This window comes from Shimia abyssi, assembly GCF_003014475.1.
Taxonomy (GTDB): domain Bacteria; phylum Pseudomonadota; class Alphaproteobacteria; order Rhodobacterales; family Rhodobacteraceae; genus Shimia; species Shimia abyssi.
This window is the reverse complement of record NZ_PYGJ01000015.1, coordinates 1-25,486: the sequence shown is the minus strand read 5'-3', so window position 1 is coordinate 25,486 and position 25,486 is coordinate 1. Positions and strand designations below refer to the sequence as shown.

27 protein-coding genes and 1 pseudogene are annotated in these 25,486 nt (G+C 53.5%); 8 read left to right on the top strand and 20 right to left on the bottom strand.

The genetic code is table 11. The features are described 5' to 3' along the window. Window positions 1-43: 43 nt before the first annotated feature. Together CLV88_RS18005 and CLV88_RS17995 are read right to left on the bottom strand one after the other, a co-directional pair. Entirely contained in the window at window positions 44-385 is a 342-nt protein-coding gene (locus tag CLV88_RS18005; protein ID WP_106609806.1) for a hypothetical protein, read from the bottom strand. Between the two features lie 702 nt (window positions 386-1,087). Then, window positions 1,088-1,648 (bottom strand): hypothetical protein, encoded by a 561-nt coding sequence (locus CLV88_RS17995; RefSeq protein ID WP_106609804.1) that lies wholly within the window; start codon window positions 1,646-1,648, stop codon window positions 1,088-1,090. A 228-nt stretch (window positions 1,649-1,876) separates the two neighbouring features. Between CLV88_RS17995 and CLV88_RS17990 the strand changes: the two genes are divergently transcribed. From CLV88_RS17990 to CLV88_RS17965, 6 genes are all read left to right on the top strand, one after another. Beyond that, on the top strand, window positions 1,877-2,437 hold the full coding sequence (locus CLV88_RS17990) for a F0F1 ATP synthase subunit delta (protein WP_106609875.1): 561 nt from the start codon (window positions 1,877-1,879) through the stop codon (window positions 2,435-2,437). Continuing rightward, complete coding sequence (gene atpA / locus CLV88_RS17985; RefSeq protein ID WP_106609803.1) at window positions 2,437-3,975, top strand: F0F1 ATP synthase subunit alpha; 1,539 nt, start codon at window positions 2,437-2,439, stop codon at window positions 3,973-3,975. The genes CLV88_RS17990 and atpA overlap by 1 nt, the downstream gene beginning before the upstream one ends. A 12-nt stretch (window positions 3,976-3,987) precedes the next feature. Continuing rightward, window positions 3,988-4,863 carry a F0F1 ATP synthase subunit gamma gene (locus tag CLV88_RS17980; protein ID WP_106609802.1) on the top strand — a complete coding sequence of 292 codons (876 nt, stop codon included), beginning with the start codon at window positions 3,988-3,990 and terminating at the stop codon, window positions 4,861-4,863. Between the two features lie 16 nt (window positions 4,864-4,879). Then, on the top strand, window positions 4,880-6,304 hold the full coding sequence (gene atpD / locus CLV88_RS17975; protein ID WP_106609801.1) for a F0F1 ATP synthase subunit beta: 1,425 nt from the start codon (window positions 4,880-4,882) through the stop codon (window positions 6,302-6,304). 11 nt (window positions 6,305-6,315) lie between these two features. Then, entirely contained in the window at window positions 6,316-6,711 is a 396-nt protein-coding gene (locus tag CLV88_RS17970) for a F0F1 ATP synthase subunit epsilon (RefSeq protein ID WP_106609800.1), read from the top strand. Between the two features lie 462 nt (window positions 6,712-7,173). After that, window positions 7,174-7,527, top strand: coding sequence for an H-type lectin domain-containing protein (locus CLV88_RS17965; protein ID WP_106609799.1), 354 nt, complete (start codon window positions 7,174-7,176; stop codon window positions 7,525-7,527). Window positions 7,528-7,610: 83 nt separating this feature from the next. On the opposite strand, the gene CLV88_RS17960 is transcribed toward CLV88_RS17965, so the two are convergent. Further along, a complete protein-coding gene (locus CLV88_RS17960; RefSeq protein WP_106609798.1) occupies window positions 7,611-8,627 on the bottom strand; it encodes a ribose-phosphate pyrophosphokinase in 1,017 nt (338 codons plus the stop codon). A gap of 104 nt (window positions 8,628-8,731) precedes the next feature. Here CLV88_RS17960 and CLV88_RS17955 point away from each other — a divergent pair, with 104 nt between their 5' ends. Both CLV88_RS17955 and CLV88_RS17950 read left to right on the top strand, forming a co-directional pair. After that, entirely contained in the window at window positions 8,732-9,331 is a 600-nt protein-coding gene (locus tag CLV88_RS17955; protein ID WP_106609797.1) for a 2-hydroxychromene-2-carboxylate isomerase, read from the top strand. Next, a complete protein-coding gene (locus tag CLV88_RS17950) occupies window positions 9,277-10,107 on the top strand; it encodes an alpha/beta fold hydrolase (RefSeq protein ID WP_341477188.1) in 831 nt (276 codons plus the stop codon). The genes CLV88_RS17955 and CLV88_RS17950 overlap by 55 nt, the downstream gene beginning before the upstream one ends. A gap of 16 nt (window positions 10,108-10,123) precedes the next feature. Here CLV88_RS17950 and CLV88_RS17945 read toward each other — a convergent pair whose 3' ends face one another. The 17 genes and pseudogenes from CLV88_RS17945 to CLV88_RS17860 all read right to left on the bottom strand — a co-directional run. Beyond that, window positions 10,124-11,176: a threonine aldolase family protein gene (locus CLV88_RS17945; protein WP_106609795.1), complete on the bottom strand. Its 1,053-nt coding sequence runs from the start codon at window positions 11,174-11,176 to the stop codon at window positions 10,124-10,126. After that, window positions 11,176-11,685, bottom strand: coding sequence for a YcgN family cysteine cluster protein (locus CLV88_RS17940; protein WP_279338360.1), 510 nt, complete (start codon window positions 11,683-11,685; stop codon window positions 11,176-11,178). The genes CLV88_RS17945 and CLV88_RS17940 overlap by 1 nt, the downstream gene beginning before the upstream one ends. Further along, window positions 11,658-12,590 (bottom strand): bifunctional riboflavin kinase/FAD synthetase, encoded by a 933-nt coding sequence (locus CLV88_RS17935; protein WP_106609794.1) that lies wholly within the window; start codon window positions 12,588-12,590, stop codon window positions 11,658-11,660. Before CLV88_RS17935 ends, CLV88_RS17940 begins: the two co-directional genes overlap by 28 nt. Window positions 12,591-12,836: 246 nt before the next feature. After that, window positions 12,837-14,144: an ATPase gene (locus CLV88_RS17930; protein ID WP_106609793.1), complete on the bottom strand. Its 1,308-nt coding sequence runs from the start codon at window positions 14,142-14,144 to the stop codon at window positions 12,837-12,839. A gap of 99 nt (window positions 14,145-14,243) precedes the next feature. After that, complete coding sequence (locus tag CLV88_RS17925; protein ID WP_106609792.1) at window positions 14,244-14,738, bottom strand: prepilin peptidase; 495 nt, start codon at window positions 14,736-14,738, stop codon at window positions 14,244-14,246. 15 nt (window positions 14,739-14,753) lie between these two features. Beyond that, window positions 14,754-15,602 (bottom strand): tetratricopeptide repeat protein, encoded by an 849-nt coding sequence (locus CLV88_RS17920; protein WP_106609791.1) that lies wholly within the window; start codon window positions 15,600-15,602, stop codon window positions 14,754-14,756. A 30-nt stretch (window positions 15,603-15,632) separates the two neighbouring features. Beyond that, window positions 15,633-16,208 carry a tetratricopeptide repeat protein gene (locus CLV88_RS17915; RefSeq protein WP_207797096.1) on the bottom strand — a complete coding sequence of 192 codons (576 nt, stop codon included), beginning with the start codon at window positions 16,206-16,208 and terminating at the stop codon, window positions 15,633-15,635. A 13-nt stretch (window positions 16,209-16,221) separates the two neighbouring features. After that, window positions 16,222-17,193: a type II secretion system F family protein gene (locus CLV88_RS17910; protein ID WP_106609790.1), complete on the bottom strand. Its 972-nt coding sequence runs from the start codon at window positions 17,191-17,193 to the stop codon at window positions 16,222-16,224. Window positions 17,194-17,205: 12 nt separating this feature from the next. Beyond that, window positions 17,206-18,174: a type II secretion system F family protein gene (locus tag CLV88_RS17905; protein ID WP_106609789.1), complete on the bottom strand. Its 969-nt coding sequence runs from the start codon at window positions 18,172-18,174 to the stop codon at window positions 17,206-17,208. Between the two features lie 5 nt (window positions 18,175-18,179). After that, a complete protein-coding gene (locus tag CLV88_RS17900) occupies window positions 18,180-19,652 on the bottom strand; it encodes a TadA family conjugal transfer-associated ATPase (RefSeq protein WP_106609788.1) in 1,473 nt (490 codons plus the stop codon). A 14-nt stretch (window positions 19,653-19,666) separates the two neighbouring features. Further along, window positions 19,667-20,923 (bottom strand): CpaE/TadZ family protein, encoded by a 1,257-nt coding sequence (locus CLV88_RS17895; protein WP_106609787.1) that lies wholly within the window; start codon window positions 20,921-20,923, stop codon window positions 19,667-19,669. 346 nt (window positions 20,924-21,269) lie between these two features. Further along, complete coding sequence (locus CLV88_RS17885; protein WP_423827744.1) at window positions 21,270-21,752, bottom strand: OmpA family protein; 483 nt, start codon at window positions 21,750-21,752, stop codon at window positions 21,270-21,272. Window positions 21,753-21,937: 185 nt separating this feature from the next. Next, on the bottom strand, window positions 21,938-23,341 hold the full coding sequence (locus tag CLV88_RS17880; protein ID WP_106609784.1) for a type II and III secretion system protein family protein: 1,404 nt from the start codon (window positions 23,339-23,341) through the stop codon (window positions 21,938-21,940). A 199-nt stretch (window positions 23,342-23,540) separates the two neighbouring features. Next, on the bottom strand, window positions 23,541-24,395 hold the full coding sequence (gene cpaB, locus CLV88_RS17875) for a Flp pilus assembly protein CpaB (protein WP_106609783.1): 855 nt from the start codon (window positions 24,393-24,395) through the stop codon (window positions 23,541-23,543). Between the two features lie 151 nt (window positions 24,396-24,546). Then, the gene (locus CLV88_RS17870; protein ID WP_106609782.1) at window positions 24,547-24,726 is read right to left on the bottom strand and encodes a hypothetical protein; all 180 of its coding nucleotides are present in this window, start codon (window positions 24,724-24,726) and stop codon (window positions 24,547-24,549) included. 178 nt (window positions 24,727-24,904) lie between these two features. Continuing rightward, entirely contained in the window at window positions 24,905-25,108 is a 204-nt protein-coding gene (locus tag CLV88_RS17865) for a hypothetical protein (protein ID WP_106609781.1), read from the bottom strand. Window positions 25,109-25,349: 241 nt separating this feature from the next. Beyond that, window positions 25,350-25,486, bottom strand: a pseudogene (locus CLV88_RS17860) (IS5/IS1182 family transposase); the annotation flags it as partial.

The window sequence follows — 25,486 nt, the reverse complement described above, 5'->3', positions numbered from 1 at the left end:
CTAATAAATGGGGCTTCCTCGCCGATGTCTTCGGGATAAACGTTCACAACAATACTTCATGTGCTGTGCCCACAAAAACATGATCACCGCCGACTTCATAACTGTCATAGCCCCTGCCGCCATGGAACACGTGGTTGCCTGAGCCGCACTCGGCGACAAGGGTGTCTTCGCCTGCACCACCGTAGGCAATTGTATCGTTGCCGATGCCACCGTGAACATTGCCACCGTTCGCGTCGGACATGTTGGTGCCGTCTCCGTCGCACAGACGGACAACTGCATTTTCGATACTTGACGTCACCATATCATTGCCAGGCCCGGCCAAAAGGAAACTGTCTGGCGTGAAAGAAACGGTGTCGTCGCCGTCTGTTCCAGATACAAGGGACAATTCAGTATCGTTATCCGCCTAACTGATGACGGAAATGTCGTCCTCGCCCAATTCGGGCACACCCTCAAGATGATAACGATCGGGATCTGGTTGTCATCCGGGGAAGTGACGCCTAGGCCCAATTCATACGTTGCCGTGACCTCTGTGTAGCTCCCGTTAGAGGAGGAGCGATAACGGCGGAAAGTAACACCATCAGGTCTGCCTCCTCCAGAATCAGCTGTTTGGCCCCGGTCGCGAAACCCGTGATGACGACCGGGGGGCAGATCTAAACTCGTGGTCTCCCCTGCAGCGCTCGGGCGCAACAGAACAGCGGTCGATTCCTTCGCCACCGGTAATAGTTAGCTGCGCGCCTTGGTCGCTCAGGAGCCAGCTTAGTGCGGCTGTGAGATGATCCGCCCCCTCGCCACCATGTCCGAAACCGCTGCCAATGCGAAGCGCGTCGTCGCCTGCACCCCCAAGGAGTTCGCTTTCGTTTCCCCCGAAGATCGGGTCGTCTCCGTGCCTGCCGTCGAAAGGAGAGTGATCCCCGACAGAGATGCGGTCATCGCCGTGTCTACCGAACAGTGTTGCGTCATCTTGGCCGGAGATCGTGTCGTCGCCATATCCTCCGCGCAGGTCGGAACCGTCGGTTGCCGTGATGCTGTCATCCCCAGTGCCGCCCAAAACTGCGCTAATTGCGCCTGTCGTGATCTCATCGTTACCCTAACCGCCTCGTGCAACACCTTGGCTACCTGAAGTGATATGGTCTTTGACGCTTCCGCCATTGCTTTGCCCGGCGGTTACGCGGCTGGTATCAATGCGGTCATCACCCGCGCCGACGTAGAATTCCGCGTCCTCTGCGCTTTCAAAGCAGCACTGAATGTCGCTACCAACGCCGCCTTGAACAGTGGTGTCACCCAGAACCCTGACGCGGTCATCGCCATCTTCGGCGCGCACAAGTTGGCTGTCATGTGCGACAAGAAAATCATCTCCGACTGTACCGGTGATCGTTTGGGCACCACACGTCGGGGTTTCGGTTTCCGTCTCGTTGTCATTGTCATCATCAGAGATGGTTTCGGCCAGAATTAACGCAAAGCCGAATCCAAGCAGGGACAATAGAAAAATGGACACCACTGTAAGTACCGTGGCCTCATTAGAAGTCCCAACAACGTTGACGCGATTGGGCGTCAAATACAATGCGGGTCCATCGAAACACTCTGTCGCCGCGGAGTAACGGCACAATTGGGGCATGGGAATCGCGAAAAACCCGTCTTTGAGGGGCATTTTTTTGACCCTCTGTCGCAGGCAAAGGGTCGCACCCTGCGCAACACCTTATAAACAAGGACTTTTGCGGGTTTTGGGAATATTTCAAACAATGTTGCTAGACGCTCGAGCCTCTGCTACACCCGCGTCGGATTTGACTGCCCTGCTCATCAGCAGGGCGACGTAACGCTCCGAGGAATTGCATACACATGTATGCAGAAGCCGGAGCCAGAAAGCGGAAGGGTGGACGTGTCCGAACCAGCTTCGATCTCCTCCGGCATCGCCGAGCGCTATGCCACCGCGGTCTTTGAGATCGCTCAAGAGAATAATGCACTTGCCAAACTGGAATCAGGATTGGATGAATTGGCAAACGTGCTGGCAGACAGTGCCGACCTGGGCGCGTTGATCAACTCACCGTTGGTGAGCCGCGACGATCAAGGTAAGGCTATAGGTGCCATTGCCGATAAGATGGGCCTGATGCCCGTTCTGAAAAAAGCTCTGGGCCTGATGGCAGAAAAACGCCGTTTGTTCGTGCTGCCCCAGCTGATTGAACAGCTGCGCGCAATGATTGCCGAGCAAAAGGGTGAAGTGACCGCCGATGTAGTAACCGCCAAGGCGCTGACCAAAACTCAGAGCGAGAAGCTGGCGAAAACGCTGGAAGCTCGTGTGGGCAAAACTGTTAAGATCAATGCGACCGTTGACGATGCCCTCGTTGGCGGTCTTGTCGTTAAAGTGGGTTCGAAGATGATCGATACGTCGATCCGCTCCAAGCTCGCTTCCCTCCAGAATGCAATGAAAGAGGTCGGATAATGGGTATCCAAGCAGCCGAAATCTCTGCGATCCTTAAGGACCAGATTAAAAATTTCGGCAATGAAGCCGAAGTGGCCGAAGTTGGCCGTGTGCTTTCCGTCGGCGACGGTATCGCGCGCGTCTACGGGCTGGACAATGTTCAGGCCGGTGAGATGGTTGAATTCCCCGGTGGTATTCAGGGTATGGCCCTGAACCTTGAGAGCGACAACGTTGGTGTTGTTATCTTCGGGTCCGACCGTGACATCAAAGAAGGTGACACAGTTAAGCGCACCAACTCGATCGTGGACGTGCCAATCGGCAACGGCCTCTTGGGTCGTGTTGTGGACGGTCTGGGCAACCCAATCGACGGCAAAGGCCCGATTGAATCCACTGAGCGCGGCGTTGCGGATGTGAAAGCGCCAGGCATTATCCCGCGTAAATCGGTGCACGAGCCGATGGCGACTGGTCTGAAATCGGTTGACGCGATGATCCCGATTGGCCGTGGCCAGCGCGAGCTGATCATTGGTGACCGTCAGACCGGTAAAACGGCTGTGGCTCTGGATGCGATCCTGAACCAGAAATCCTACAACGAAGCCGCTGGCGATGACGAGAGCAAAAAACTGTACTGTGTGTACGTTGCGATCGGTCAGAAGCGTTCGACTGTTGCTCAGCTGGTGAAAAAGCTGGAAGAGACCGGTGCAATTGAATATTCGATCGTTGTCGCCGCGACTGCTTCCGATCCAGCGCCAATGCAGTTCCTGGCACCATACGCTGCGACCGCAATGGCGGAGTTCTTCCGCGACAACGGCCGTCACGCGCTGATCATCTACGATGACCTGTCCAAACAGGCCGTGTCTTATCGTCAGATGTCTCTGCTGCTGCGTCGCCCACCCGGACGTGAAGCCTATCCTGGTGACGTTTTCTATCTCCACTCGCGCCTGCTAGAGCGTTCGGCCAAGCTCAACGAAGATTACGGTTCCGGTTCGCTGACTGCGCTGCCTGTGATCGAAACCCAAGGTGGTGACGTTTCTGCGTTTATTCCGACCAACGTGATTTCGATCACTGATGGCCAGATCTTCCTTGAAACCGAACTGTTCTATCAGGGTATCCGCCCAGCTGTGAACACCGGTCTGTCGGTTTCGCGGGTTGGCTCTTCGGCGCAAACCAAGGCGATGTCTTCGGTTGCCGGTCCGGTGAAGCTTTCGCTGGCTCAGTATCGTGAGATGGCTGCGTTTGCTCAGTTCGGGTCTGACCTTGACGCCGCAACACAGCAGCTTTTGAACCGTGGCGCACGTCTGACCGAACTGATGAAGCAGGCCCAGTATTCTCCACTGACCAACGCCGAAATCGTCTGTGTGATTTTCGCGGGTGTGAACGGTTATCTGGACAAAGTTGAAGTGTCCGACGTTGGCCGCTTTGAGCAAGGCATGTTGCTGCACCTTCGCAGCAAACACGCGGACCTTTTGCAGTGGATCACCGATGAAGATCCCAAGATCAAGGGCGACGCCGCAGATAAAGTGAAAGCAGCACTCGACGAATTCGCCGCTGATTTCGCGTAAGGGGCCTGACAGATGCCAAATCTAAAGGACCTTAAAAACAGGATCGAGAGTGTAAAAAACACTCGGAAGATCACAAAAGCCATGCAAATGGTTGCCGCGGCGAAACTTCGCCGCGCGCAGGAAAGCGCGGAACAGTCGCGCCCATACACAGAACGGTTCAATGCCGTTCTGGGTGGGCTGGCTGCTTCGGTTGGTGGATCGGATTCTGCGCCCAAGCTACTGAGTGGCACGGGCAAGGATGATGTTCACTTGCTAGTCATCATGACGGCTGAACGCGGTTTATGTGGCGGTTTCAACTCGAACATTGCCAAGCTTGGTCGTGCGCGGGCGCAGGAACTACTGTCTCAGGGCAAAACGGTGAAGATTGTCACCGTTGGAAAAAAAGGCCGTGACAGCATAAAACGGGATCTAGGCGAGCACTTTGTTGGTCATGTTGACCTGACAGAAGTAAAGCGCATCGGATACGACAACGCTCAGGATATCGCACGCGATCTTCTGGCGCGATTTGATAGCGAAGAGTTTGACGTGTGCACGATCTTCTATTCGAAGTTTGTCAACGTCGTAACTCAAGTGCCGACAGCTCAGCAGATCATTCCGGCATCGTTTGACGAAGTCGAGGATGCAGGTGCCGCTACGTTGTATGACTACGAGCCCAGTGAAGAGGCCATTCTGGCTGACTTGTTGCCGCGCGGCGTCGCAACTCAGATCTTTGCTGCGCTGTTGGAAAATGGCGCATCCGAGCAAGGCTCTCGGATGTCGGCAATGGACAACGCGACACGCAACGCTGGCGACATGATCGACAAACTGACCATTCAGTACAACCGCTCGCGTCAGGCTGTGATCACCAACGAGCTTATTGAAATCATCTCGGGCGCTGAAGCGCTCTAAGAACCGGAGACGAAACATGGCAAACGCAAAAGGCAAAGTGACCGCGGTCATTGGCGCCGTTGTGGACGTGCAGTTCGAGGACGCCCTGCCGGAAATCCTCAACGCGCTGACCACCGAAAACAACGGTAAGAAATTGGTTCTGGAAGTGGCCCAGCACCTTGGCGAAAACACAGTTCGTACCATCGCGATGGACGCCACCGAAGGTTTGGTGCGCGGACAAGCGGTTGAAGACACTGGTGTTCCGATTGCTGTTCCGGTTGGAACTGGCACACTTGGCCGTATCCTGAACGTGACCGGCGACCCGGTTGACGAACAGGGCCCGGTTGACGCGACAGGCACACGCCCGATCCACGGCGACGCACCGGCATTTGCCGATCAGTCGACCGCGACCGAAATCCTGACCACCGGCATCAAAGTTATCGACCTGCTGGCGCCCTATACCAAGGGTGGTAAAATTGGTCTGTTCGGTGGTGCCGGCGTTGGAAAAACCGTTCTGATCATGGAACTGATCAACAACATCGCGAAAGTGCACTCGGGTGTGTCCGTGTTTGCGGGTGTTGGCGAGCGGACCCGTGAAGGCAACGACCTCTACCACGAGATGATCGAATCCGGTGTTATCGTTCCTGACAACCTGCCCGAGTCGAAAATTGCTCTGGTTTACGGCCAGATGAACGAGCCTCCCGGTGCACGTATGCGTGTTGCACTGTCGGGTCTGACCCTGGCGGAACAGTTCCGCGACGAAACCGGTGCTGACGTTCTGTTCTTTGTGGACAACATCTTCCGCTTTACGCAGGCGGGTTCGGAAGTTTCGGCTCTGCTCGGTCGTATTCCGTCGGCCGTGGGCTACCAGCCAACGCTGGCAACTGACATGGGCGCGATGCAGGAACGCATCACCTCGACCAAGTCTGGTTCGATCACGTCGGTTCAGGCCGTTTACGTGCCTGCGGATGACCTTACCGACCCTGCACCAGCAACCTCGTTTGCGCACCTTGATGCGACAACCGTTCTGGACCGTGCGATTTCGGAAAAGGGTATCTACCCTGCCGTGGATCCGCTGGGTTCGACCTCGCGTCTGCTTGACCCGCTGATCATTGGTGAAGAGCACTATCAGGTTGCGTCCGACGTTCAGCAGATTCTGCAGCGTTACAAGTCGCTTCAGGACATCATCGCCATCCTCGGGATGGACGAATTGTCCGAAGAAGACAAAATGGCCGTGGCCCGTGCCCGTAAGATCGAGCGTTTCCTGTCGCAGCCGTTTGACGTTGCGAAAGTGTTCACCGGCTCTGACGGTGTTCAGGTTCCGCTGGAAGACACGATTGCGTCGTTCAAAGCTGTCGTGGCTGGCGAATACGATCACTTGCCCGAAGGTGCCTTTTACATGGTTGGCGGCATCGACGAAGTGATCGCAAAAGCCGAAAAGATGGCTGCTGAAGCGGCCTAAGGAGGCCCGAAATGGCAAACACGATGCAATTTGATCTGGTCAGCCCTGAGCGAAGCCTTGCTTCGCTCGAGGTGACCTCGGTGCAAATTCCCGGTGCGGATGGCGACTTGACCGCGATGGCGGGACACGCGCCTTTATTGACCTCGCTTCGCCCGGGCGTTGTTAAGGTGCAATCGAGTGACGGTGAGAAAGATTTTGTTGTGACCCGCGGTTTCGCGGAAATCTCGGCAGAGTCAATCTCTGTCATCGCGGAACACGCGCATGTTGGTACGGAAGTTAGCAAGGCGGATCTTGAGGACGTTCTGACGAGCGCCCGCAAGTCGGCAGAAGGAGCTGGGGCCGACGACAAGGACGCTGCGGAGAAATTCGTGGCAGATCTTGTGCACCTAATGGATGACATGGATTGATTTTGAATCTGTGAACTTTCCACTTGGGCCCTGCCATATGGCGGGGCCTTTTTTTTGCTGATGGTCGAGATTCGATCTCACAGATTGAAAACCTTGCGACGCGGTTGATGAGTGGAAATCCATTTAGATTGCTTCCGCCGCAGAAGAGAGGCATGCGTCGAATGACGTGTTCGAAATCAATTGGTTTACCGTCGATAAGGCGTATCACAACTCGGTCGTTCAACTTTCGTAAGGTCATTCGGACTACTTTTCCATCTTGGTTTTCATGCGGTCGGATGTATCATTTTGCCGGAACTGGTGTCCCACTGCCTTGAGCAGTCCGATGTAGTTCGCATAGCGAGTGGTTCTATCGTGATAGAGATTGCATCGCCATTTTTTGACACACGACATCATGTGAACAATTTTTGGGGATTGAATTTTCCGAGAGACAAAGCGTATGCCTAACGTAATTGGGAAGTTACGATGAAGAAATTACGGAATAACTATATTGGTGTGGACAGCGGCGACGCGACGCTGTTTTCAGACTTTGAAAACGACGGCGAAATGTGGACCGGAAACGGCCCCAGGGAACGTCGTAAACTTATTCGATTTTCGCAAAAATACCGTGTTCCACCAGTGGTTCACGTGGGGCTCTCACTTTGGGATATCGACAGCCAGAATAATATACGGGCCGAAGTCGTGGCCGAAGAGGTCACAAATCTTGGATTTCATCTGGTTTTTCGCACTTGGGGTGATAGCCGAGTAGCGCGAGTGCGCATGTCGTGGATGTCGATTGGTGAATTGGCATTTGCAGATGATTGGCAAATAGACGACTAGGATTGCGCGATCTACATTGAATTAATAGCACCCTCGCAAACAGTTGCGAGGGTGCTTCTGGTTTCGCAGTACTCGTCGTTGTGCTAGCCTTTGAAAAGGCCTTCATATGACGGTTCGAGTGTTTCGGTTTCAAATAATGACGAGACGCTAGTACCGGTCGAAATATTCATAATAGCTTGAGCAAACATTGGGGCCGTGGGTACGATCCGAATGTTGTCTGCATCAAGAACGGATTGAGTAGGTTCAATAGAGTCTGTGATTACCAACGACTTCATTACCGACTTTGTAACACGGTCGACGGCGGGGCCAGACATGACACCGTGTGATATGTAAGAATGGACCTCCGTTGCGCCGTGTTCAATTAGGACCTCAGCTGCTTTGCAGAGTGTTCCGGCAGTGTCGCACATGTCGTCCACGATAATACACTTTTTGCCAGAGACGTCACCGATCACGGTCATCTCCGCTACTTCGCCTGGCTTTTCGCGGCGCTTATCGACAATTGAGAGTGGAGCTCCAATTCGTTTTGCCAATTCACGTGCACGTGCTACGCCGCCAACGTCGGGAGAAACAACCATGACTTCGGAAAGCGTGTCTTTAAATTGTTGTTTTATGTCCAGCGCAAAAATTGGAGACGCATAAAGGTTATCAACGGGGATATCGAAGAAACCCTGGATCTGCGCCGCGTGTAGGTCCATTGTCAAAACGCGCTCGATGCCCGCTTCGACAATCATATTTGCCACCAACTTGGCAGAGATCGGTGTGCGGGCTTTGGTGCGGCGGTCTTGGCGTGCATAGCCAAAATATGGGATCACAGCTGTGATGCGTTTCGCCGATGAACGACGCAGCGCATCCGCCATAATAAGTAGTTCCATGAGGTTGTCGTTGGCAGGACGTGACGTCGACTGCACAATGAACATATCCTCACCTCGTACGTTATCGTAGACCTCGACAAAGATTTCGGCATCGTTGAAGCGTTCAACTCGTGCGTTGACGAGTTCTACAGTTTGGCCGCGGTGCATAGACATACGGCGTGCGATGGCTTTGGCCAACGGCATGTTCGAGCTGCCGGTGATCATTTTTGGTTCAAGAATATTTGGCATGTGCGAGATCCCCAGAAGTGCACTTATGACAGATTCGTGTCGTTGCCTTCCGCTTAGCATGTGCCTAGGGTCAGGCAAACAGCACAGCATGACCGGAGGGCGGAATGCCACATATCGACTACTATTTTGCAACGATTTCCCCCTATGCGTATTTGGCAGGGGGTCGGTTGGAGGAAATCGCGTCCAAGCAAGGCGCAACGATTACTTACAAACCCCTGGATATCATGGCGTTGTTTGCGCGGACGGGTGGCACATCGCCCAAAGATCGCCATCCTTCGCGCCAAGAATACCGTGCTCAGGACATGATCTATCAATCAAAGATGCTGGATATGCCATTGAACCTGGCCCCGGCGTATTTCCCCACGAATATGGCGCCGTCTTCTTATGCAATTATTGCGGCGCAAGCTGCGGGCGGCGGAGATCTCGGGGCTTTGACTCAATCGATCCTGCGGGCCTGTTGGGTTGAGGAAAGGGACGTCGCTCAGGACGAGGTGATACGCGCCTGTCTGGAAGCGGCTGGATTTGATCCTGCCTTAGCTGATACTGGTTTGCTGGCTGGGGCCGAGACTTATGCCCGCAATCTGGAAGAGGCCGTTAGCGCAGGCGTCTTTGGTTCGCCATTTTACATAACTGACGGTGACGTGCGTTTTTGGGGTCAAGACCGTCTGACCTATCTGGACAGGCACTTGGCCGGAGCACTTTGAGCGCCAGAGATGTATATTGGCGTAAGTTGGGTCAGGGTAGGCGTACTGCTCTGGCCTTACATTGCACAATGGCACATTCGGGCGCATGGCGCGGTGTGAGCGAATACCTGAATGACGTGCTGACGATACACGCATTGGACATGCCTGGGCACGGACGTAGCGCGCCGTATGACGGGGTCTCATGTACAGGAACATTAGTGTCAGAGGCTGTTCTCGAGAGAATACAGGCCCCAGTGGATGTTATTGCTCACAGCTTTGGGGCGGTTGTTGCATTGCAACTGGCCGTGAGCCACCCAAAAATAGTGCGCAGTTTGACGCTCTACGAGCCAGTTTTTTTCGCTTTGGCCCGCGGGATCGACCTTGGGGGGTTTGATGCGCACGAGGCCATGGTCTCGCGGATTGCCAGAGCTGTCAGATCTGGAGACCACACGGCAGCGGCGCGCGATTTTATGAAGCAATGGAACGACGGCACGCCATGGGCGGCAATACCAAAGCAAGTACGTGACGGATTTGCGCGCCGCATCCCTTTCGTTTTGGGTTCGCAAAACTACGTTTCATTGGACACTCCTGGTACTTTGCCTCGTTTAGGAGAGATTACTGTGCCTTGCGCAATAATGGATGGAGTGGAGTCACCGCCGGAGATTACCTCTATTTGCGACGGGCTGGCAGAACGGATCGAAGGCGCGGTACGAGTGAGAGTGCCTGGTGCGGGGCATATGGGTGCGATTTCGCATCCTGCCACCGTGGCGCAGGAAGTGACAAGGTTAATTCCTTAGGCGCGCTTCGCCACGCTTAGTTGGTGCTTTGTGCCAGCGCAATAAACTGATCGATCTGTTCTTCACTAATCGACCAGTCACAGACAAAGCGCGCGGTGACCAGTGCGTTTGGATCATCCCCTTCGAGGCTACCATCCCAGATATGATAGACCGCGCCGGCTTCGAACAGAGATTTGTGCTTGGCACGGGGCATTGACGCAAAAACCATGTTGGCCTGTGGTTCATGGGCAAAACTGACAGCGGATACTTCCTTGAGACCCGCGACAAGTCGTGCGGCGCGCGCGTTGGCAGTATTGGCGGCGCGGCGCCAAAGATCGCCTTTGAGGTAGGCATTCATCTGAGCAGATAGATAGCGGTGCTTGGAAAAGAGGTGTCCGCCGCGTTTTCGGCGCAGCTCAAATTCCCAAGAGTGCTTGGGGTCAAAGAAGATCACTGCTTCGACGCCAAGGCAGCCGTTTTTTGTGCCGCCAAAGCTGACAGCGTCGACACCGGCTTTCCAGGTCATATCTGCAGGTGAACAGCCAAGTGCTTCAATCGCGTTGGCAAAGCGAGCGCCGTCAAGATGGACCGGCATGTCGTGGGCTTTGGCGATTGCGGTTAGGGTGCGAATTTCATCAAGCGTATAGATGGTTCCGCGTTCGGTGACTTGAGTGATCGAAAGCGGGCCACGTTGGGGTCCATGCACGCCGCGGTTTTCCTCGGCCTCGATTGCCGCGGTCAGAGCCACGGGTGATACCTTGTCACCGTCGCCAACAAGAGTGAGCTTGGCTCCGCCGGTGTAAAATTCGGGTGCGTTGCATTCGTCTTCTTGGATATGCGCGACACGCGAACAAAAGATGGTTTCCCACGGGCTGGTCAACGTAGCCAGCGCGAGCGCATTAGCTGTGGTACCAGTAGAGACGAGGTAGACGGCAGCCTCGGGCGCGTCAAACGTTTCGCGGATCTGGGCCTGTACTTCGTTCATGATTGGATCAGCGCCGTAACCCATCACGTACCCTGTGTTGGCGTCCGCCAGTGCGGCCATGACCAGGGGCAAGGCGGGGCCAGAGTTGTCAGAAGCAAAAAACATCAGAGCGGTTCCTGGATAATGTGATCTTCCCATTCGTCTTGGGGGGTTTCAAACTCAGAGACTGTCATACGCCAGACAGAGACGCCAGCTTGATGCACGCTTAACGGATCACCAGAAATGAGCGGATGCCAATCATAGAGCGGCTTGCCCTGCCACAGCAGGCGATACGCGCAAGTTTGCGGCATCCAGTAAGCGTGGGTGTCGAGGTTCGAAGGCTTGAGTACGATGCATTCGGGCACAAATTGATGTCGGATGTCGTACTGGGTGCAGCGGCAGGTTTCGTCGTCCAACAAGCGGCATGCGACACGGGTAAGTGCAACTTCGCCAGTATCGGCATCTTCGAGTTTATTTAAACAGCATTTTCCGCAGCCATCACACAGCGCTTCCCATTCCATTTGAGAAAACTGGTCGAGAGGCTTTTTTTCCCAGAACCGAGTAGACAGGCCATTGCGTGAAATTGGGTCGGAATTGCTCATCGTATTCAAAGTGCTGTGAGGATCGCGCGGCATTCAGCGCAGTCTTTTTCGATTTGTGCCACCAAAGCCTCAAGGCTGTCGTATTTTTCCTCTGGGCGCAGGAAGTCGACCAGCGCGATTGAAAGAGGGGTGCCGTAGAGATCCCCAGAAAAGTCGAAAATATATGTTTCGATATTAGCTTTATTTGCGCCGAACATCGGGCGAATGCCAATCGAGGATGCGCCTTGGTAGCTGCCTGAATGGGGGCCTTCCAATACATCGACGAGTACAGCGTATACGCCAAATCTCGGCGGATGCAGGCCGTCCAGCGACATGTTCGCGGTGGGGTAACCAAGGTTGCGGCCGCGTTGGTCGCCACCGATTACGGGGCCAGAGATTCGGTGCCAGTGCCCAAGCATACGCGCGGCTTCACGGGGGTTGCCATTGCTGAGAGCAGCACGAATAGATGTGGATGAGACTTGATTTTCACCGGATTGCAAAAGCGGCGCGACGGTGACACCAAAACCGAATTCTTTTCCAAAGATCCGCAAATCTGCTGCGGTGCCGCTGCGACTCTTGCCAAAGCAAAAATCGGCACCTACGACCACGTGGGACAAGCCCAGGCCATCTGCGATCACATCACGGGCAAATTCACGTGGTGTGAGGCTGGATAGAGTGGCGTTGAAAGGAAGTTCATAAACGAATTCGACGCCTAGCTTCTCTAATCGTAAAGCACGTGTGTCGGCGCCTGTCAGGCGGAACGGAGGGGCGTCTGGAGCAAAAAACTCGCGAGGGTGCGGTTCGAATGTGACAATTCCCATGGGCGCGTTGGTGTCCGCATTGCGTGCGATTTCGATCACCGATTGGTGGCCTAGATGTACACCATCAAAATTGCCAATCGCGGCACTGGCACCGCGATCTTTTTTTGCGACGAACTGATAGTCTCGAATTATCTTCATAGCGCGAGGGGTAACTTGTTGAACAAGCGTGTGCAAGAGGTGCACGTGCAGTAGACGTGCAACCGCGCAGGTAGCACATGTCGACGTGGTTTGATCGTTCAACTTCGGGCGTTCGAGGCGAAACAGGTAAGTCGCGCGGAAACTAACAAACCTCGCGTGGAAATCGGTACTTGCCAACGGTCAACTCGCCAAGCACGGTACCCAACGACAAACCCACATTGAGACTGGCGGTCGGTTTTGATGGATCTATTTGACGATGTGTTCGTCTTTGACGAACATGTTAGCCCAAGCGCGATCGATCAGGTCAGGATTCATCTGATACGGAATGCCTTCGAATTCGCAGATCGAGATCATCTGGTCGATGAGGAAGACCGGTTGGTAGTTTGCATAGACATTTTCGATCGTGGGGTACTTGTGCTTTAGCAGATGTACTAGTGCTTTCTCGTCAAGGGGCATTCGCTTTTTCTGGGCAATCAACGCGAAAATCTTTAGGAAGTTTTCCTGACTGGGACCGTCGATCTTTATCTTGTAGAAGATCCGGCGCAGGGCCGCTTGGTCAAAGATCTCATTTGGGTGGAAGTTGGTGGAGAAGATCACCAGCGTGTCGAAAGGGACCTCGAATTTTTCGCCTGATTGTAGCGCAAGGATGTCTTTGCTTTCCTCCAAAGGCACAATCCAACGGTTGACCAACGATTGTGGCGGTTCCGCCTGACGACCCAGATCGTCGACGATAAAGATACCACCCGTGGATTTGAGCTGCAGCGGTGCCTGATAGGTACGCGCCGTCGGGTTGAAGACCAGATCGAGCATGTCGAGCGACAGCTCGCCGCCGGTAATCACCGTAGGCCGGTCACATTTAACATATCGGGTGTCAAATCGCGCAACCCGGCGCAGGCTGTTTGGATTTTGAGTGTCGCTTTCTGCAGCGGAGTGCACGATGGGATCATATACGGTAATCACCTGTCCAGCGTATTCAATGGCACGGGGAACATAGACCTTGTCGCCCATCGCATCTCGGATTCCGTTTGAAATTGACGATTTTCCGTTGCCGGGGGGACCATACATGAGGATAGAGCGTCCTGAGCCGACAGCGGGGCCGAGATTATCGAGCAGACTGTCAGGCAGGATCAGATGGCCCATTGCATCTGTGAGTTGTTGGCGGGTAATTTGAATATTGCGGATTGACTGGCGCTTAACCTGTTCGCGGTAGACGTCGAGTGGTACTGGCATCGCGCCAAAATACTCTGATTGCGCCAGCGCGTCCTGTGCCCGATGTTTGCCGAGATCCGTTAGTTGATAGCCCATTTCATTGCCATTATTGGCATTGAGCGTACCGGTTGCTTCGCAAAAGCGTTGCTCGCGGGCCATGTCGACAAGTTCTTGAGTCACTGCGGTTGGGAGGCAAACAGCCGCAGCGATATCAGAAACCATGTCAATGTTTTTGCGAAACATGGTTTTCAATAGGATGTCGCGCATCATAACGATGGGTAGGCGCATTTCCTCTAACCGCTTGGGCGGCGGCGGGGCCATCACGTTTGAAGTTTGCATGTTCATCAGCGGTATCTCCTGACAGGCGCGAGTCATGGACGCATCAAGATGCGCAGCGTGTTGAATGCGATTCAATCAGACAAAAAAGGCGAATTTCAGGCCCGCTTAAGCCCCGTACAAGGCGCCGAGCACGAGGTAGATGCCTAATGCGCCACCAAGCGCGAGGCCCATCGGGAAATCCCAACCTTTGTCCCAGCTTTCCCATTCAGGTAATGCGCGACGTAGTGGCGAGTATTTCGCGAGACGATGGGTTACCCATGCGGCGAGAAGGGTCGCGGCAAAAATTGCCAGCATTAGGCGCAAATCGCCAAGCGCGACAAACGGCGCAGCTGCGGCCGAGAATTTGGCGTCGCCCGCGCCAACGAGGCCGCCTGCATTCAAAACCATTCCAAGGATTAGTACCGCAACGATATGTAACAAGCGCCACGCATATTCAGAGAAGGGCAGGGCGATCAGCCCGATCACCAAAAAGACACCAAGTAGTGCCATCACGGAGTGGTTGGGAATGCGCATAGCGCGCATGTCGGACCATGCAACATAAAAACAGATCGGGAGAACAAATGGCAGGAACCATAGTGCCGACTGGGCCGTAATCAGCATAGGCGCGGCGCTCGTTTACGTGTTTTCCAGCGAGCGCAAGGCGCGCACGGCAGCCTCGAAATGCTGGGGGTGCGTGTCGATGGCATCGCGCAACAGCGCTTTGCCGGTTTCCGTATCGCCTTGTTTGATTGCTGAGAGCGCCAAGGTATGCAGGAGTTGCGCGCGCTCTGTCTGGACCATGGGGATGACTGGCAAAGTATAATTGCGCTGAGCACCGCGAGCGAGAACCATGTTGTTCTTGGCAGTGAACAAAGTGCTATCCTGACGGATAGCCTCACCAAAGAGGCGCTCGGCTTCGGAATAGTCTCCTCGGGTTAGTTTCGAATAACCCCAGTTGTTCATAACTCCAGCAGGGCGCGTGGTAAGACCAACCGCGATTTCATAAAAACTGTCGGCGTGGTTCCATTCCTGATTGGCGTCGGCGATCATTGCCTCCAGACGGTAGCGCTTGAATGTCTCGTGCGTGGGAGGAATGCTGTCCAGTGTTTCTTCTGCGCCGTCCCATTTACCTGCTCGAATCTGTGAGTCCGCGAGGTCAACTCGATCATTATTTGTGCTTTCGCTATCTTTGACTACGTTTTTCCAGGCCGGGACCGCTTCGGCGAAACGCTTGGCCCTCACATATGAAATTGCGAGTCCGCGCTTGATATCGATGCGGTCAGGATTGTCCTTAAGCGTCCGCTGAAAGTAGTTTACGCCTTCGTTGGGGTCTGCGACTGTGAGCATGACATCTGACAGGTTAGACTCGTCCAGCGCATTCACATTCTGAATAGCGCGTTCGACGCTTTCATCCTCGGAGTTTGCACACGCCGAAATAACAGCCAAACCAGCTGCACAGATAGTCCAGAGAAAAGGGTGGCGCATTTTTTGCGTCCTTTGTACTGCTCTTGCCTCTTATGGTGTTTCCCGGATGAGGTAATCGCTGCTACCCCGCCGCACCAATTTATAGTCTTGTGTTTTCCCGTCATCATAGCCGGGGTTTTCCGATTTTGCGAGCACTAAGCGTAAATTATCGCGGATTGAGTCACTTTGGCCATTGTCCAGTGCATAGGCCTTGCGAAAGATTTGTTCTGCCTCGCCTAATCGACCTCGTTCGAGCAGGACAACTCCGAGGTTGTTCCAAGTCTCTGGATGCTCGGGTTCGGCTTCGAGGCTTTCGTGGAGTAGAGTTTCAGCCTGACCCAAACGACCCAACCCAATATATGCGGTGGCAACCGATGCTTTTACTTCTGGCGTCGTGCCATTATCAAGTGCATGGCGAGCGAAGGCTTCCAACGCCAGCTCATATTCGTTGGCCTCCATCAAACGCCATCCAACGATCAAGCCATCTTCAGCTTGCTTGCTAGCATCTACGGCAGGGGCAAATGGACTATCGGGGTCAGGAGATGACGATGTTCCAAGGCCACCCGGTGAACAGGCGGCCATGGAAATATAGGTCAAACATAGTGCAAATGCCCAATAACGGTTCATAGTTGGTTTCTTGTTAGTTGCCGCCCATGTTGCCGATGCCAACGATTGAAGGCGACACGAGAATAATCAGTAGCGGTGGAACAGTTAGTGCCATAGTCGCAAGTGTCATCTTGGTTGGCAACTTGTTTGCGGCTTCTTCCGCGCGCATGACGCGTTTGTCGCGCATTTCTCCTGCGTAAACGCGTAGCGCCTCTGCGATGGATGTACCAAATGTAGCGGACTGGATCAGAACCGTTACGAATGATGACACATCCTGAACACCGCAACGTTCGCCCATATCCGAAAGAACCTGTTGTTTGTCTTTTCCTGCCTTCATTTCATAGGCGACAATTTGGAATTCGTCTGCCAGTGCCGGGTAGGAGGCGCGCAATTCACCCGCGACGCGAACAATGGATTGGTCAAGCGATTGACCGGCCTCGACGCATACGAGCATCATATCCAGCGAGTCTGGAAAACCGGCGGTAATCTCTTCCTTGCGGGCTTCGACCCGGCGAGTAACCCAGTATTTTGGCATCATGTATCCGATCACGCCGGGTCCGAGTGTGTACATGAGGGTGTCCTGGGTGGTCGCACCTTCGGTGCCCTTAACATAGACGAAGTAGAGTACGCCCAAAATAAGTCCGCCAATACCTAGAAGCATTTGCGCCAAGTGATACGCGCGAACGGCGTCTCTGGAAGGATATCCCGCTTGCATTAAAGTAAGGCGAACCGAGCTAAGCTCTTCCTCGCTCTTGGGTTCAAGAAATGCTTTGTATTTGTCCAGCTTGGCGTTCGCACCTTTTCGGCGCAGCTGCTCCTTGCGTTTGGAGTTCGCGCCTTCCTGTTGCGAACGTTTCAGTTTTTCTATCGGGTCATCTTTGCGCCCGAGCATCAACGGGATGATCAGACCAAGAAACAATGTGAAAGCGATAGCGATGCCAATCATCGGTCCGTTTGGGCCGAGTTGATCTATGAGCATAAGGTTGAGGGCTTCGAGTGTATTCATTTTGGTGTCTCCTCAGACCTTGATGTTCGTCAGAATGCGCATGATGATCAGATTTGCGGCCAGAAACAGTCCCACAGCAATACAGCCTGGAATGAATAGTTCGTGCGGCTTAACTTCGTCATAGTAGTTGGGGTCAAGCACGTTGATCACGATCAGTGCGACGACAGGGAAGGCGGAAAGAAACTTTCCGGACCACTTGGCTTCGGCGGTAATGGCCTTGACCCTGCGAAACAGGCGGAAGCGAGCACGTATCACTTTGGACAAACCGGCGAGAATCTCTGCCAAATTGCCACCTGATTGTTGTTGGATCGTGACTGCAACGGAGAGAAAGCGCATATCCTGCATATCAAGACGTTCTGCCATATCCTTGAGTGCTTCGCCAACGTCACGGCCATATGCGCTTTCGTCAGCGATCAGACCAAATTCTGTTGCAAGTGGATCGTCAATCTCACGGGACACGATTTGAATCGCGGACGAAAATGGGTGGCCAACTTTGAGCGAACGCACCATGAGTTCGATGGCATCGGGAAGTTGTTCTTCAATCATGGCGATGCGCTTACCCGCCTTCATGCTGACCCAGAAATAGACCCCTCCCACACCCATCATGACAGAGATTACAGCGGTGGTGGCGACGCCAGTTTGAGTTCCAACTGAAAGTCCAACAAATGCAAAGGCCGAAACGGCTCCCATCATCAAGATGAGCTGTTGTGGCGTAAACGCTATCGCGGCTTTCTGTGCCTTTTCGGCCAGCATGGAATAGAGTGGGATGGTCTTGTTTTCACCATGTTGATTCATCTCCTTCCGGAGTTGCTCAAGCACTTCGTCGCGCCGCGCGCCTTTGTCCATCATTTCTAGACGGCGATTGACACGGCTATTCAGGCTGATCGACTTACCGAAAACGGTTAGGTAAATGCCTTCCACAAGGACGAATACGCCCACAAAAATAAGGCCATATACTATGAGTTCTGGAGAAATTGGCATCGTTGTTACCCCGCGCTCGGTTCATAGATGTCAGCCGGAAGTTCGTAGCCCCACATGCGGAAACGTTCAGAATAATGCGAACGGACACCGGTGGCAGTGAAATGGCCGATGATTTTGTTGTCAGGGGTGAGGCCGGTTCGTTGGTATCGAAACAGTTCTTGCATGGAAATTACGTCACCTTCCATTCCGGTGACTTCGGTGATCGAGGTCATCCGGCGCGACCCGTCCTGAAGTCGGGAGGCTTGAACGATCAGGTTCACCGCCGAAGAGATTTGAGAGCGTACGGCCTTGATGGGCATTTCGATCCCAGCCATGGCGATCATGTTCTCCAGCCGTGACACACCATCGCGCGCCGAGTTTGCGTGGATCGTGGTCATTGACCCATCGTGACCGGTGTTCATCGCTTGAAGCATGTCGATTACTTCTTCGCCGCGCGTCTCACCTACAATGATGCGGTCTGGGCGCATCCGCAGCGCGTTTTTTAGACAATCCCGAGGGGATACCTCGCCCTTGCCTTCAACGTTGGGTGGGCGACTTTCCATCCGACCAACATGGGTCTGTTGCAGTTGGAGTTCGGCGGTGTCTTCGATTGTTAAGATGCGTTCGGCATTGTCGATAAAGGACGATAGCGCGTTTAATGTTGTGGTCTTACCGGAGCCAGTACCACCCGAGACGATCACATTGAGACGCGTGGAAACTGCCGCCTGCAGGTAGGCTGCCATTTGCTCGGAGAACGCGCCAAACCCGACGAGATCGTCAATTCCAAGCTTGTCCTTTTTAAATTTACGAATGGAGACAAGGGATCCATCGACGGCGATTGGCGGAACCATGGCGTTGAAACGCGAACCGTCTTGGAGGCGAGCGTCAACATAAGGGTTTGACTCGTCAACGCGACGACCTACTGCTGAGACGATTTTGTCGATAATGCGTAGAAGGTGCTTTTCATCTTTAAAAACGATGTCGGTTAGTTGCAAACGGCCTTCACGCTCGACAAAAATCTGTTTTGGCCCGTTTACCAAAATGTCGTTGACAGTTTCGTCCTGAAGCAGGGTTTCGAGCGGGCCAAGACCGGTCACTTCATCATAGAGTTCTTGAAACAGATTGGTGCGCTCTTCACGGTTGAGCACTATGGCCTTTTCCTGAAGTACCTCTGTTGCGATTGCGCCAATCTCCGCGCGCAGCTCCTTTTCGGAGGCTTTGTCCAGCACTGAGAGGTTAAGATTGTCCAGTAGTTCGCGGTGCAGTTCCAGTTTAATTTCACCAAGGCGCTCTTTGCGACGACGTTCTTTATCGCCAGCGACAACTTGGGCTGGCGCCGTTGCCAAGGGTTTCCTCATTATTGGTTTTTTCGGCGCAGCGTCAGGTTTGGAAACCTGGGTGGTTTGTGGTGTCGTGGAGGCTGAATTGCCTTTGACCGCCCCGGTGGCGACTGCGCCATTTGGTTTGGCACTAGTAGTTTTCTTATAACGGGAAAACATGGTGTTTCCTTCCCTTAAGCTGCTTTATCGTCAGCGTGTTCGATTTCGAATAGGCTGGTCGCTAGTTTGGCGATTTCTTTACGAAGCGGGTTCTTGGCCGCGCTTAGCCCCAATGGCTGGCCATGATCGCCGCTCGCGGCGACCTGTTTGCCGCCATCCGGCAAGTGTAGGTCGATTGAAATGCCGAGGCTTTCCGCGAGCCTTTTCACACGGCTCTTTCCGCTTAGATCGGTGAATTTTGGTGCGCGGTTCATGACATAGCGCAGCTTTTCAAATGGAAGGTCTTCGGCTTGGAGTGCACGTTTAAGCCGCATGGCGTTCTGGGCTGAGCGCATGTCAATTTCCATAGTCGCGAAATAGACATGGGCCGTATTGAGAACGACTTCGGACCATTGCACCAAGACCGAAGGCATATCGACGATCACATAGTCATAGTGCCTGCGCGCTACATCAAGAATACGTTCGATATCCTCGGGCGATACCAGGTCCATGGGAATGATATCAGGTGGCGACGTCAGCACGTGCAGTTTGTCTTCGTAGGTCTGTAATGCCTGTCCGAAACTCTCGCTATCCATACTTTCGGTATCGGTGATTACTTCGAATGCGGCGTCTTGTCTGGGTAGATCCAGAAAAGTCGAAACTGAACCGAATTGCAGGTCCAAATCTAGCAGGCAAACCGAGGGTGAGTTCTTCTTAGAGATGTTTGCCAATTCCCAACCTAAGTTTACCGCAAGTGTTGTCGCGCCCGTTCCACCAGCGAGTCCCTGAGCCGCGATTAGAACACCTTCACGAGATTCAGAACGGGAGTTTAATGCGACAGCGGGTTGCTGAGGTTGATCTGGTACGATCTCTTCATCTGATCCGGCATTGTCCGATTTTTCGATGACCGATTGCAATTCGCCGGGGGGAAGAGGGTAAGGAATGAACTCGTTTGCGCCTTGACGTAGCAAGTGATGCAGCGACGCTGGAGTAACGTCCTCTGCAATCAAAATTGTTTGGATGTTCCGGTTGCGAGCCTCGGAAATAATGTCCGTCAATTGAGACAGGTTTTCCTCGTCAAGATCATCGATGGCGAGAGCAATAAAATTCAGATGCGCGGCTTCGGGTTGGGACATGAACGGAATCGCATCCTCAAACCCCAAATCACCCCATTGCTCTCCTAGAGCCTCCTCCATATCCACTATGAGGAGTTCAAAGTTTTGCACGTCCCGGCAAATGGTACACGCCAGGATCGGGCTCGGTTCGCTTTGGATCGGCTCGCTACTCGTCATAAGCCTCTGGTTCCTTGCTCGCGGCATCCGCATTTCTTTTTCGGATTGAGGGGCGTTACCAACACTGCTGCCCCGGTTCCGTTTCCTTGGTGCAAGAGCGCGACTCTCGTCGACACACTTGTCCCATTGATCAGAAAATCACCTCTAACTGGGGCAACATTGGGGCCAAAAAACCGAAATTGTGCGGAATTGTGCGACGATCAAGACGCAATTGCCAATTCGTTTCCCCACTGGTTGAAACAGATGGGCCTTATGCCATTTGCGGTGACGCGTTGCGAAGATGCAAAAAGACCGGCGCTTTGGCCGGTCTCTCGCTTTGGGTTTTGTAAGCTAGATTAGTTTGTGATTATTCGCTACTTGTTCCGGTCGCGGACAATCCGACCAGCTCGGTTTGAGGTTTTGCGCCGGTAACATACTGACGATAAACAACTTCTGCGTATTTTCCGTCAAGCACTGTCGGATGACGATCCACAAAGCCAGTGACCTCTGTGACAGTTCGGCGGTTTCGACGTTCGCGACCTTGGGTGACGACAAGGGGTTGCTCTTTGCCGAGGGAAACCACCGCCTCCAATCTGTCACGGTTAACACCGCGCGCCACCAGATAGCTGACCACAGTTTTTGCGCGTCGCAAACCAAGGCTTCTGTTGTAGGCATCGCTGCCGACGAGATCCGTGTGACCGTAAACTTTGAAGCGGACTTCGGGGAATTGAAGAATCCAAGATGCTTGTTGTTGGAGTGTCATGCGCGCGGCGTGGTCAAGTTGAGTGCTGTCGAATGCAAAGTTGACTGTCGAATTCACTTCCTCAGAGAATCGGTTGGCCAGTGCCAAAACATATTGCTTGTCGCCATTGTGAATGCTCGTGTTGTTTAAAGTCGCCTCTCCGAAATGGCCATTGTCAATAACTGATCCTGCTTCGCGCCACCATGAGGGAACGGCGTCTCGGTCGCCGTCCGAACAAGCGCTGGTTAGAAGAAGTGCGAGGGCGGCAAAGTGCTTCCACATAGGTCTGTTCCTTAGTCCATCACATAGCCGTAGGATCCGGAGAAGTCCTGTTTGGCAACTTCGCCGGCTGGGCCTTTTTGCGGGGCTTTTGCGTCGCGTGCGACGTGGCCATAAAGGAACAGCCCCTGTTCGGTTGGCGGCTTGATCCGGTCAGTGGGCAGGGAAAGCGCTTCGCCCCTGGTAGGGGTTACCAGATGTGCCGTGATGATGATGACCAATTCTGACTGATCGCGCTGAAAATCTGCGCTGCGAAAAAGTGCACCTAGAACAGGAACATCGCCAAGCCACGGAATCTGGTCGTTGTTGTCCTGAAAGTCATCTTGCAGCAAGCCTGCAATTGCGAAGCTTTCTCCGTCACGCAGTTCAACCGTTGTAGAGGCTTCGCGCCGCCGGAAACCCGCGATCGAAATTGTCCCGTCTGAGAAGCTGTTGGCAGTGTCAATTGCAGAGACAGCGGCTGCCAATTCAAGGTTGATCAGGTCACCGTCTACGACGCGGGGAATAAAGTTGAGTTCGACACCAAATGGTTTGAACTCGACAGTGATTGTATTGTCGTCCTGAGCAACAGGAATAGGGTATTCGCCACCGGCCAAAAATTTAGCCTCTTGTCCAGAAAGGGCGGTAAGGTTCGGTTCAGCTAAAGTGCGCACGACGCCCTTGCGCTCTAAAGCTTCCAGAAGAATGCCGACTTCGAACGAGCCAACGCCGAACGTAAAACCAAGAGCACCTGCAGTGTTGGCCGGAATCGTTGGAGCAGAGCCAGATGCAGTGGTCCCGAGCAACGTACCTGTTTCCAACAAGACGTTGGCGGGGTTGTTGGCAATTACCGATGAACTCAGTGATTTCGAGACAGTGCGCTGCATTTCTGCAAATCGTACTTTTAGCATAACCTGTTGGACGCCACCGACGACCATCAGGTTGGATACACGTTCAGGCGCATAGCGCTGGGCGAGATCCAATGCGCGTTGTAGCTTTTGAGCAGAAGATACGGTTCCTGAAAGTACAACACCGTCGTTTGCAGTGCGGACCTCAATCTTTTCCCCTGGTAGGATCTGACGTAAGCGCTCTTTGAACTCAGAAATATCCGGAGATACACTGACCTCTACGTTGGTAATGAGCTTGCCGGTCGCGTCCAGCAAAGTCAGCGTTGTGATGCCAGGCGCCTTACCCAAAACATAGATCGTGCGATCAGATAGGGATGAAATGTCTGCAATCGCGGGGTTCGCGATCGAAAGTTCCGCGAATGGAACGTCACTCTCGACGACCACCGCGCGGTTCATTGGTACGCTTAGCCCAGAGGATGTGCCGCTTCGCACGATGCGAAGGGATTCTGCCTGAACTGGACCTGATAAAACAGGAAGAATGCATAGGAAAGCCCCGACTAACGCGGCCTGTACGATACGTCGATTTTTCATGTGACCTGCCTCTCGATCACGCCTCGGATCATGGATCTAACGTCCACATTTATTTGCACTGTGCGTCAGTTTAAGTTTTTTTGCAAGAATCAAAGGTTTCGGAGGTTTAGTGCATGTGGATAACTGAACACAGGCTAGAACAAAAAAGGCGCCAGTGACTGGCGCCTCATCAAAGTTGCATCTGTTCGAACTCCTATGGTCAGTTCGTGCAGGGGATGGGAATTTGGACGACGTTGCCGCCTTTTCGGGTTTTGATTGTGCAGACCCGGTCTCGCTCAACTTCTTCTACCACGGCTTCTTCTATTTGAAATCCCAACAGCTCACGCTGATCGACTTCAATCGCTGAGGCAATCGTGTCATCCTCAACTCCGACAAGTGCAAGTGACAGGCGGCCAGTCGATTGCGCTTGTGCTAGCGCAGCTACTTGCTGCGGAGAGGCTGCTACCGTTACAGTGCGGGCGATCTTGCCAGACTTAACTTCCTCATCGGCTGTTTGGTCAATTGCAATCAGGCTGACATTGGCTTCGATCAACTTGGTAAATTCTCCACGCGCGTCGCGTTTGTCGCTAGCTTTGCCGGTCCAATAAACGTCGACGCGGTCTCCAGGCCGCAAGAACCCCGAAACGCCACTTGTCACGTCAACCTTTATCGCGAAGGCACGCTGACCACGCTCAAGTCGAGATGTGATGCCGGCCTCTTCGCCCGGTTTGGAAACTTTGGCAGCAATCAGAACTTCACCTTTTTCCATCGCGCGTAAAATCACACGGTCGCGGTCATCACCTTTGGGGAACAACTCTTCGACCGTTGTGAACATTCCGTCCGGCATGGCCGCTTTGGGCCATTTTACAATCCTAACGTCTGCTTTGATCAGTCGTTCTCCATATTTCAAAGATTTCGCAACGATAAAGCCGTCCACCAAATCGATGTTCTGACGCTCGGAACGTTCTTTTGCGAGTGCGGACTGGTATCCTTCGACATAGTTTTGCGCCATGTAGACGGCAAAACCGGCTAGACCTAGGCCGACCAGCAAGACCACGGCAAATATAGCTCGCATGATGTATCACCTCGCAGTTATTCATTTCACGGGTTGGCGTTCCCGTATCGGGACTTCTTCGGAATTGATTATGCATTGCAATTGTGGCGGTTCGAGGGACGAAATCAGTTCGTTTCGTGGAGCCGGGCAGCAATACACACCTGAAAAAAGATTAGTCTTCGATCTGGTCGTCGATCTGTTGACCGGTATTGTTCGCGACGCCTTGGGTTGCGCCGCTAATCGCGCCAACTAGACCTACCGCGAGGCCAACCAATGCTGCCGTTAGAACGACCCAATCAACAGTTACAGCGCCGTTTTCGTTGCGCTGAAAACCCTTTAAGAATCTTTCCATGGTATCTCTCCCGCTAGGTGTTCTGAGGCCATTGGAAGTTTGCCGGCACTACCCCTTGCCGAAAAAACAACAATTGGATTGCACGACGGGTGTGACGCGCGACCCTATTATTTGAGCGACAAGGGGCCAGCGTAGTTCTACGCGGCCCCTTGCAAATCGTCCTTCGCAAAATGCGAACTTAGTTGTCTGCAGGGATAGCAGTTGCGTCAGCGTTTTGCTCGCCCAGAGTGCCCGCTGCGTTAGCAGCCAGGCTCGCAGTGTTGGTTTCGATGGTTGTGTATGCAGCTACAGCCAGACCAACAACGGCGGCAGTCAGAACAACCCAGTCAACAGTTACGGCGCCAGAGTCGTCTTTGCGGAAGTTTTTGATGAACTTGATCATGATGTGTCCCTCCAAAGGATCATTGAGTGTTTAATCGACCTTGTCGGATTGAGTGGGCGTCTCTCTCAGTTGCCCGTCCGACTTGGTATGATTGATTTATCGCTAAGGAATGGGGCGGGATTGGGGCGTCTTAGCAACCATTCTGGTTCTTTTTCCGGTTGTTTCTGAGGAAAACAGAGAGAAGGAAAGCCTTGTTGCACAAATCGGGGTGTGAGCGCAGTTCCCGTTTCCCCGGACGGACTTATCCTGCGGGCTCAGTTGCAGGTATACCAAGAGCGGTAAAGCGGTTGAGTGCCGCGATGCGGATTTGGACCTCAGCGACCTGACGATCGAAGTCACCCGCCATCAAGGATTGGCCAAGTCGTTTCACGCAATGCG

Coding starts and splice junctions, on each gene's coding strand:
- CLV88_RS17995 (WP_106609804.1), bottom strand. CDS start 1,648: ATGCCCCTCAAAGACGGGTTTTTCGCGATTCCCATGCCCCAATTGTGC.
- atpA (WP_106609803.1), top strand. CDS start 2,437: ATGGGTATCCAAGCAGCCGAAATCTCTGCGATCCTTAAGGACCAGATT.
- CLV88_RS17980 (WP_106609802.1), top strand. CDS start 3,988: ATGCCAAATCTAAAGGACCTTAAAAACAGGATCGAGAGTGTAAAAAAC.
- atpD (WP_106609801.1), top strand. CDS start 4,880: ATGGCAAACGCAAAAGGCAAAGTGACCGCGGTCATTGGCGCCGTTGTG.
- CLV88_RS17970 (WP_106609800.1), top strand. CDS start 6,316: ATGGCAAACACGATGCAATTTGATCTGGTCAGCCCTGAGCGAAGCCTT.
- CLV88_RS17965 (WP_106609799.1), top strand. CDS start 7,174: ATGAAGAAATTACGGAATAACTATATTGGTGTGGACAGCGGCGACGCG.
- CLV88_RS17960 (WP_106609798.1), bottom strand. CDS start 8,627: ATGCCAAATATTCTTGAACCAAAAATGATCACCGGCAGCTCGAACATG.
- CLV88_RS17955 (WP_106609797.1), top strand. CDS start 8,732: ATGCCACATATCGACTACTATTTTGCAACGATTTCCCCCTATGCGTAT.
- CLV88_RS17945 (WP_106609795.1), bottom strand. CDS start 11,176: ATGTTTTTTGCTTCTGACAACTCTGGCCCCGCCTTGCCCCTGGTCATG.
- CLV88_RS17940 (WP_279338360.1), bottom strand. CDS start 11,685: ATGCCGCGCGATCCTCACAGCACTTTGAATACGATGAGCAATTCCGAC.
- CLV88_RS17935 (WP_106609794.1), bottom strand. CDS start 12,590: ATGAAGATAATTCGAGACTATCAGTTCGTCGCAAAAAAAGATCGCGGT.
- CLV88_RS17930 (WP_106609793.1), bottom strand. CDS start 14,144: ATGAACATGCAAACTTCAAACGTGATGGCCCCGCCGCCGCCCAAGCGG.
- CLV88_RS17925 (WP_106609792.1), bottom strand. CDS start 14,738: ATGCTGATTACGGCCCAGTCGGCACTATGGTTCCTGCCATTTGTTCTC.
- CLV88_RS17920 (WP_106609791.1), bottom strand. CDS start 15,602: ATGCGCCACCCTTTTCTCTGGACTATCTGTGCAGCTGGTTTGGCTGTT.
- CLV88_RS17915 (WP_207797096.1), bottom strand. CDS start 16,208: ATGAACCGTTATTGGGCATTTGCACTATGTTTGACCTATATTTCCATG.
- CLV88_RS17910 (WP_106609790.1), bottom strand. CDS start 17,193: ATGAATACACTCGAAGCCCTCAACCTTATGCTCATAGATCAACTCGGC.
- CLV88_RS17905 (WP_106609789.1), bottom strand. CDS start 18,174: ATGCCAATTTCTCCAGAACTCATAGTATATGGCCTTATTTTTGTGGGC.
- CLV88_RS17900 (WP_106609788.1), bottom strand. CDS start 19,652: ATGTTTTCCCGTTATAAGAAAACTACTAGTGCCAAACCAAATGGCGCA.
- CLV88_RS17895 (WP_106609787.1), bottom strand. CDS start 20,923: ATGACGAGTAGCGAGCCGATCCAAAGCGAACCGAGCCCGATCCTGGCG.
- CLV88_RS17880 (WP_106609784.1), bottom strand. CDS start 23,341: ATGAAAAATCGACGTATCGTACAGGCCGCGTTAGTCGGGGCTTTCCTA.
- cpaB (WP_106609783.1), bottom strand. CDS start 24,395: ATGCGAGCTATATTTGCCGTGGTCTTGCTGGTCGGCCTAGGTCTAGCC.
- CLV88_RS17870 (WP_106609782.1), bottom strand. CDS start 24,726: ATGGAAAGATTCTTAAAGGGTTTTCAGCGCAACGAAAACGGCGCTGTA.
- CLV88_RS17865 (WP_106609781.1), bottom strand. CDS start 25,108: ATGATCAAGTTCATCAAAAACTTCCGCAAAGACGACTCTGGCGCCGTA.